At 70.4% G+C, this 7014-nt stretch carries 4 protein-coding genes; 3 read left to right on the top strand and 1 reads right to left on the bottom strand.

Annotation, left to right across the window (positions count from 1 at the left end; translation table 11 throughout):
* Nucleotides 1-552: 552 nt before the first annotated feature.
* Nucleotides 553-3042 (bottom strand): penicillin acylase family protein, encoded by a 2490-nt coding sequence (locus ACZ63D_RS16680; protein WP_465355177.1) that lies wholly within the window; start codon nucleotides 3040-3042, stop codon nucleotides 553-555.
* 158 nt (nucleotides 3043-3200) lie between these two features.
* Between ACZ63D_RS16680 and ACZ63D_RS16675 the strand changes: the two genes are divergently transcribed.
* The 3 genes from ACZ63D_RS16675 to ACZ63D_RS16665 are packed head-to-tail and all read left to right on the top strand — an operon-like array spanning nucleotide 3201 to nucleotide 6984.
* On the top strand, nucleotides 3201-4007 hold the full coding sequence (locus ACZ63D_RS16675) for a thioesterase II family protein (protein WP_465355176.1): 807 nt from the start codon (nucleotides 3201-3203) through the stop codon (nucleotides 4005-4007).
* Nucleotides 4004-5779 carry a non-ribosomal peptide synthetase gene (locus tag ACZ63D_RS16670; RefSeq protein ID WP_465355175.1) on the top strand — a complete coding sequence of 592 codons (1776 nt, stop codon included), beginning with the start codon at nucleotides 4004-4006 and terminating at the stop codon, nucleotides 5777-5779. Before ACZ63D_RS16675 ends, ACZ63D_RS16670 begins: the two co-directional genes overlap by 4 nt.
* Nucleotides 5776-6984, top strand: coding sequence for a cytochrome P450 (locus ACZ63D_RS16665; RefSeq protein WP_465355174.1), 1209 nt, complete (start codon nucleotides 5776-5778; stop codon nucleotides 6982-6984). The genes ACZ63D_RS16670 and ACZ63D_RS16665 overlap by 4 nt, the downstream gene beginning before the upstream one ends.
* Nucleotides 6985-7014: the final 30 nt, after the last annotated feature.

Below are 7014 nucleotides of genomic sequence, written 5' to 3'. Positions count from 1 at the left end.
GGTGTTGGGTGTGTTTTGTGGGGTGGTGGGACTTGGGCGGGCTTTTTTCCCCCCCCCCCCCCGAACCGCAGGGAGGCTTCGTATCGGGGTGCAGGGAGGGGGCTGGGTGCCTGGGTTTGTTGGGTGTGTTCGTCGCGGTTTAGTTCGTGGAGGGGCCTTTCACGAATTTTGGCGTGGAGGTGGGGCGTAGGAGTGCAGCTAGGGCGGTGCCTGCCCACCAGCCTGCTGTGGCTTGGATTGCGGGGAATAGGGCTGTTGCGGTGATGGCGACGGCGGCTAGCTCTGGGGTTCCGGCGAGGCTGGCTACTGTTCGTGCGGTCGCGGCTAGGGGTTGGCCGGTGAGTTCCCGGGTCAGCAAGGGGAGGATCCAGCCGGTCGCGGAGATCGCGGCGGTGGTTAGTGCGTGCCGTCGGGTGGTGGCTCCGGTGAGGGCGCCTAGGGCCAGGGGTAGCCACCAGAGTCCGGCTTCGGCGGCGGACCAGATCAGGCATACTCCGGCCAGTGCGAGGCCGGTTGACTGGGGCCAGCGGGGTTGGGTACGGGACAGGGGCATCAGTGCGCTCCTGGGCGGAGGGTCCAGACGACGGTGTCGTGTGGGGTGGCGGCGAGGCGAAGCGGGCGGTATCTGCCTGCGATCCAGTCTGGGATGAAAGTCGTGTACCAGGGGGAACCTGGATTTTCGCTTTGCCCGCCTGGATATTGCACCGAAGCTGTGCCGCTCGGCCAAGAGACTACGACGCGCAGGGCGGGGCCGAACGAGGATTGCAGGCCGCCGTCGGCTGCGTTGATGGTCCAGGGGTTGCCGTCGGAGGGCCAGGGGCCGTAGCCGGGGGTGCCAGTGATGGACGGGATTACTCGGGTGTGTACGCGGCCCCAGGTCCAGGTGGCGGGGGTCGGGCCCAGGGTGGTGGTCAGTTCGGTGACGGCTTGGGCGAAGGCGGTGCGCATCGCGGCCGAGGCGGTTCCGCCGGTGGTGCCGGGGTGGCTGAAGAGCGGGTTGGCTGGATCGTGCAGGGTCCAGTGTTCGAGGTTTTGGTTGAGGTTGACCAGGGTCAGTGATGCGGTCAGTCCGTCCTTGTCAACTTCGACGGGGACTTTCGCGGCATCCCAGTGTGGCTGGAAAACCGTGCTGACGTAGTCGTTCCAGAACTGCCACCAGATGGTCGCGGCGGCTGAATCGGTGGTCATCGACAACGGCCAAGAGGCCAGCAGGTTCCGGGCCTGGCGTTGGGTGGCGGTGAGTGGGGTGCTGTCTAGGGCGGCGAGGAGTGCGGGGACGATTTCGCGGGCCAGGTTGTCGGTGACGTTTTGTTGCAGGGACTGGAAATCTTCCGGGCGGAGGTTTCGGTGCGTGCTCAGGTATCTGGTGAGTTCCCTTGCGCGGTAACCGTTGTCGAAGCCGGAAGAAGGACCCAGATAGTACGGGTAGTCGGGGCCGGTTTGGCGTTGGTTGGCGGAGACTACGAAGTGCGAGGGCGGGTTGTGGACTTGCGGTACGGCCTCGAACGGGATGGTGCCGATGACGTCCGACTCGCCGGTGCCGGGAAGCGGGAGTGCGGGATCGCCGGAGGCGACCAGGGGGTATACGCCGGGGGCGATCGCGCCGATGTTGCCGCGGTCGTCGGCGTAGACGAAGTTCAGGGTGGGGGCTGCCCAGGAGCGCAGGGCGGCGCGGAGTTCGCCGTAATCGCGGGAGGCGTCGATCGCCAGGATGGCGGCGACGTCGGGGGAGGGCAGGTTTCCGGTCCAGGAGACTGCGACGGTTTGGCCGTCGAGGGTCATCAGCGGGCCGTGCACGGTGCGGTCGACTCGCCAGGTCACTGGATCGCCGCCGCGGACTGGGATCGTGTATTCAGCGGTTTCCACGGGGTGCCAGGAGCCGCGCCAAAAGTACTGCCCGGGGCGGGTTTGCTCGCGGTAGTAGAGGGTCGACTGGTTCTGGCCGTCGGTGACCGACCAGGACACGTGCCGGTTGCGCCCGATCACGATGCCGGGGACGCCGGGGTAGCTGGCTCCGGTCACGTCGTAGCCGGGCGAGTGCAGGGCGGCCTGGTACCAGATGGACGGCAGGGTCGTGGGCAGGTGCGGGTCGCCGGCCAGCATGGCGCCGCCGCCTGCGACTAGCGGGCCGTTGGCGGCCCAGGCGTTGCTGTCCGGGAAGGTGTGGACGGGCTGGACTGGGAGGTGCAGTCCGGACGGCGTGGGGGCGCCGGGAAGGGCGGGGGAGCCGGTGGACGGGGGTGAGCCGGGGGTGGCGGCGTTCGGGTTCGGGGCGGGGAGCGGGGCGATTCCGGCGGAGCGGTACGGGCCGGGATCGTAGGGGGCCTGGCGGTTGGGCGGGAGTGCGGGGAAAAGGCGGCGGGCCAGGTCGGGGCCCAGTGCGGTGGTGAGGATCGATCGTTGCAGCGGGTTGGTCGAGAAGTTCAGTGTTTGGGTGAGGACGCCTTGGGCGACCAGGCTGTCTACCGGCGTCCAGGGGGCGGGGGTGACTCCGGCGAGGGTGTAGAGGGCGGGGAGCTGATGCGCGGCAATGGTTTCGGTCATTGACTGGTTGACGCCGCGCGCGTAGGCGAGCAGGGCGGTGTGGGCGGGGCTGCTCGGCGGGATCGCCGCCCATTCCGCTTTCGCGGTGCGCAGGAGTCCTAGGCCCAGTTCGAACTTGTCCGAGGAAACGCCTGCGGGGCCTTGGAGTTCGGCCAGCCGGCCGGATCCCATCCGGCGCGCCAAGTCCAATTCGGACAGGCGGAATCGGGCGTGCAGGTAGCCGAGGGCGAGGAACGCGTCGGCGTCGGAGCGGGCGGTGATGTCGGGCACGCCGTCGGCGTCGAAGGACACTCGCACGGGGGCGGTCAGGCCGTCGAAGGCGAGTTCTTGGCTGCGCGGAAGGACTCCGCCGGCCGCGGACGCCCATACGCCCGTTCCCGGGTTCAGCGCCGAGCCGAGCGCGGGCAGCGGGCCTAGGCCGGTGCCGGAGACCACCGCCAGCGCGACGGCCGCGGCGGTCGCGAGGAGTGCGTTGAGGATTTTTCGGGGTCGTTTCATGGCGGCCTTCCTGGGACATGCCGGGTCGGGCGGACGGTAGCCGCGCGCGGTTGCGAATCGGTGCCGCCGGCCGGTGCGCGGGGTAACCGGCGGCGAACCGGGCGGCCGTAACTTCCTGTGCCGACAGACGAGCAGCAGTCGCGAGCAGAGGAGGACGCGTGGCACAGCGGAAGGGGCGTTGGCTCTTGCGGGAGCCCTCCCGCGACGCGGAGTTCAGGCTTTTCTGTTTCCCCTTCAGCGGAACGGGCGCGTCGTCGTGGCGGCGGTGGCCGGAGCGGATCGGGCCGGTCGACGTGTGCCCGGTCCAGCTGCCCGGCCGCGAGAACCGCATCGGCGAAGAGCCCTGCCGCGACATCGACGCGTTCGCCGACGGGGCGGTGGACTGGCTGGGCGAATACCTCGACCGGCCGTACGCCTTCTTCGGCCACTGCCAGGGCGCGCTGCTGGCGCACGCGGTGCTCAGCCGGATCGAGGAATTCGACGTCCGGCAGCCGGAGCGGTTGTTCGTGTCGTCGTCCCGGACCCCGGACCTGCCGCCGGAACGCCGGTACCGCGCGCCCGCCCCCGGCCTGGCCGGGGTGTTCCACCCGACGATGACCGACGAGCAGTTCGCCGAGGAGCTGCGGCGGGTCGCGCGCACCCTGGGCGGCGACCTGATCCCGGAGCTGCTGCCGATGCTCGTCGGCGTGCTGCGCGGCGACGTCGAAATGTGTTTCCGTTACGCGCCAGCGCATCCCAGCCCGCTCCGCTGCCCGATCACCGCGATCGGCTGGCGCGACGACCAGGACGTGCCCGCCCGGCAGATGACCGCGTGGTCCGCCTACGGCGCCACGACGCATCGCGTGCTGGACGGCGAAAAGCTGACTTTCCTGACTGCCCCGCCCGCACTGCTGGACGTCATCAGGCAGGACTTGACCGTGGCCGGCGATCCCGCGCCCGCCCTCGAACCGGAGGTGGCCCGATGACACTCCCCGTGCCAACCCAGCCCCGCACCCTTGTCGAACTCGTCGACCGGACCGCCGCGCGGCATCCGGGCGCACCAGCCGTGCGCGACGCGGAAAAACAGCTCGACTACACCCAGCTGACCACCGCGGCCGGTGCACTGGCCGCCGCGCTCGCCGAGGCCGGAGTGCGTCCCGAGGACCGCGTCGGCGTCTACCTGCCGCGCGGGGCGGACGTCGTGGTCGCCGTTCTCGGCGTGCTCAAAGCGGGTGCCGCTTACGTTCCGGTGGACGACAAATACCCCGACTCCCGCCGCGACCACCTGCTCGGCAGCGCCCGTCCGCGAGTGGTCGTGACCGCGCCCGGCTGGGCGGGCCGGCTGGCGCACCTCGGCCTGCCCGTCCTGGAATGGGACGGGCAGGCCTCCGGTACGAGCCCCGCCGTCGAGATCAGCGGAGCGCACGCGGCGTGCGTCCTGTTCACCTCCGGCTCGACCGGCGAGCCGAAGGGCGTCGTGCTGGAGCACCGGCAGATGGTCAGCTTCGCGCTCGACCCGGCGCTGCCCGAGCTGGGGCCGGGGGAGCGCACCGCGCAGGCGTCCGGGATTTCCTTCGACACCTTCACCTTCGAGGTGTGGCGTTCGCTCGCGGGCGGGGCCGAGATCGTGGTGGTGCCGTCGATTCCGGAGCTGATGTCGGCGGATCTGCGCAAGGAACTGCGCCGCCGCCGGATCACCGCGATGCTCGCGCCCGCGATCGCGCTGAACCACGTGACGCGGTACGACCGGGAAGCGTTCTCCTCGCTTTCGCTGCTGTGTTCCGGCGGCGACGTCCTGCTCCCGCAGACGTGTGCGGAACTGCGCGCGGGCGGCTTCGCCGGACAGCTGTTCAATCTCTACGGCCCCACCGAGACCACCGTCGCCTGCACCGGTCAGCGGATCGGCGATGAGCCGGGCTACGCCGAGCAGGTGCCGATCGGGCACGAGTTCGCCGGTGCCCGGCTTTCCGTGCTGGACGAGCGGCTGCGCGAGGTCGAGCCGGGCGAACCGGGCGAGCTGTATGTCGGCGGCACCGGAGTCGGCCGCGGTTATCTCGACCGGCCGGGCCAGACCGCCGTCCGGTTCGTTCCCGACCCCGCGGCCGGTCCGGGAGCCCGGAGGTACGCCACCGGAGACCGGGTCCGCCGTCGAGCCGACGGTGCGCTGGAATACCTCGGCCGCGCCGACGCTCAGGTCAAGATCCGCGGCGTGCGCGTCGAGCCGCGCGAGGTGGAACGGGTGCTGTGCAAGCATCCGGACCTCCGGGAAGCTGCCGTCGTCGCCGAGGGAGAAGCTGGCGACCGGCGGCTCGTGGCGGCGGTGGTTCCCGACAGCGAACGGGTAACTCTGCGCGCGGTAAGGGAATTCCTCGCCGACGAGGTGCCCGAACAGCTCATCCCGGCGGAGTTCGTGGTCCTGGAGGCGATGCCGCTCGACGCGCACGGCAAGCGCGACCTGGCGGCGCTGGGCGACCTGATCCGCGATCGGGCGGACCGGCGGGCCCCGTACGTGCCGGCCGGCACCGACACCGAGCGGTTCCTCGCCGGGCTGTGGGAGGACTTGCTCGCGGTCGAGGGGATCGGGCGCGACGACGACTTCTTCACCCTCGGCGGGCATTCGCTGCTCGCGGTCCGGGTCCGGATGGCCCTGCAGCGCAAGCTGAACGTGACCGTTTCCCCGGAATCGCTGTTCGCCAACAGCGTGTTGTCGGACCAGGCGGCAATGGTCGACGAGGCCAGGATGGCGGTGCCGCGATGACCGCGACCGCGATCGATCTGACCAATTTGGACGTGTTCGCCGACGGCGATCCGCACGAGGCGTGGGCGTGGCTGCGCGACCACGAGCCGGTCTACTGGAACCCGACGTCCGACGGCGGTTTCTGGGCGCTGACCCGGTTCGCGGACGTCTCGGCGGCCTATGTGGACTCCTCGGGCCTCTCGTCGCGGCGGGGCACGGTGATGGGCGGCTCGTATCGCAGCGATTCGGATTCGTCGTCCGGGCAGATGCTGATCGCCTCCGACGTTCCGGCGCACCGGCACCTGCGGCACGTGGTGCACAAGGCGTTCGGCCAGTCCATGATGGACAAAGCGGCCGGGTTCGTCCGCCAGTACCTCGGCGAAGCGCTGGACAAGATGACCGCCGACGGCGGCGCGGACTTCGCGGCCGACGTCGCGCCGGTGCTGCCCGCCGGCCTGCTCGCGGCGATGTTCGGGCTCGGCCGGGCGGACGCGTTCCGGCTGCTGGAGCTGACCAGGACGATGATCGGCTTCCAGGACCCGCTTTGCCGCGGCAGCGCCGGGGAAACGACCGCGCTGGTCACCGCGCAGGTCGAGATCTTCGAGCTGATGGCCGACCTGATCGAACGGCGCCGCGAGGACCCGGCCGACGACCTGCCGAGCATCCTGGCCGCCGCGTCGCTGAACGGCCGCCCGATGCGGGAGAGCGAACTGCTCTACAACTGCCTCAACGTCGCGGTCGGCGGGGACGAGACCACGCCGTTCACCGCTTCCGCCGCGGTGGCCGCTTTCATCGAGCACCCCGGCGAAGCCGCCCGGCTGCTGGCCGATCCCGGGCTGCTGCCCACCGCGCTGGAGGAAGTGTTCCGCTGGACGTCCACCAACGCCTACGTCCAGCGCACCGCGACGCGCGACCTGATGATCGGCGGCAAGCTGATCGAAGAAGGCCAGTTCGTGACGCTGTGGAACGCCGCCGCGAACCGCGACGAGCGGGAGTTTCCCGAGGCGTCCCGGTTCGACGTCGGCCGCACGCCCAACCACCACCTCGCCTTCGGGGTGGGGATCCACCGCTGCATCGGCGCCGTGGCCGCGCGGATGGAGATCTCGCTGTTCTTGGAAGAAATCGTCCGCCGCGGCCTCGTTTTCCATTCGGCCGGCGCCCCGCGGCGGCTGCGGTCCAACTTCATGCTCGGGCACACCCACCTCCCGGTGACCGTGTCCCGCTGAGTTCCGAAAACCCGCTGATCAGGAGGAGAA

This window comes from Amycolatopsis sp. NPDC104775 (assembly GCF_055583325.1).
The sequence above is the reverse complement of the archived record's forward strand: the minus strand, read 5'-3'. Positions and strand labels throughout refer to the sequence as shown.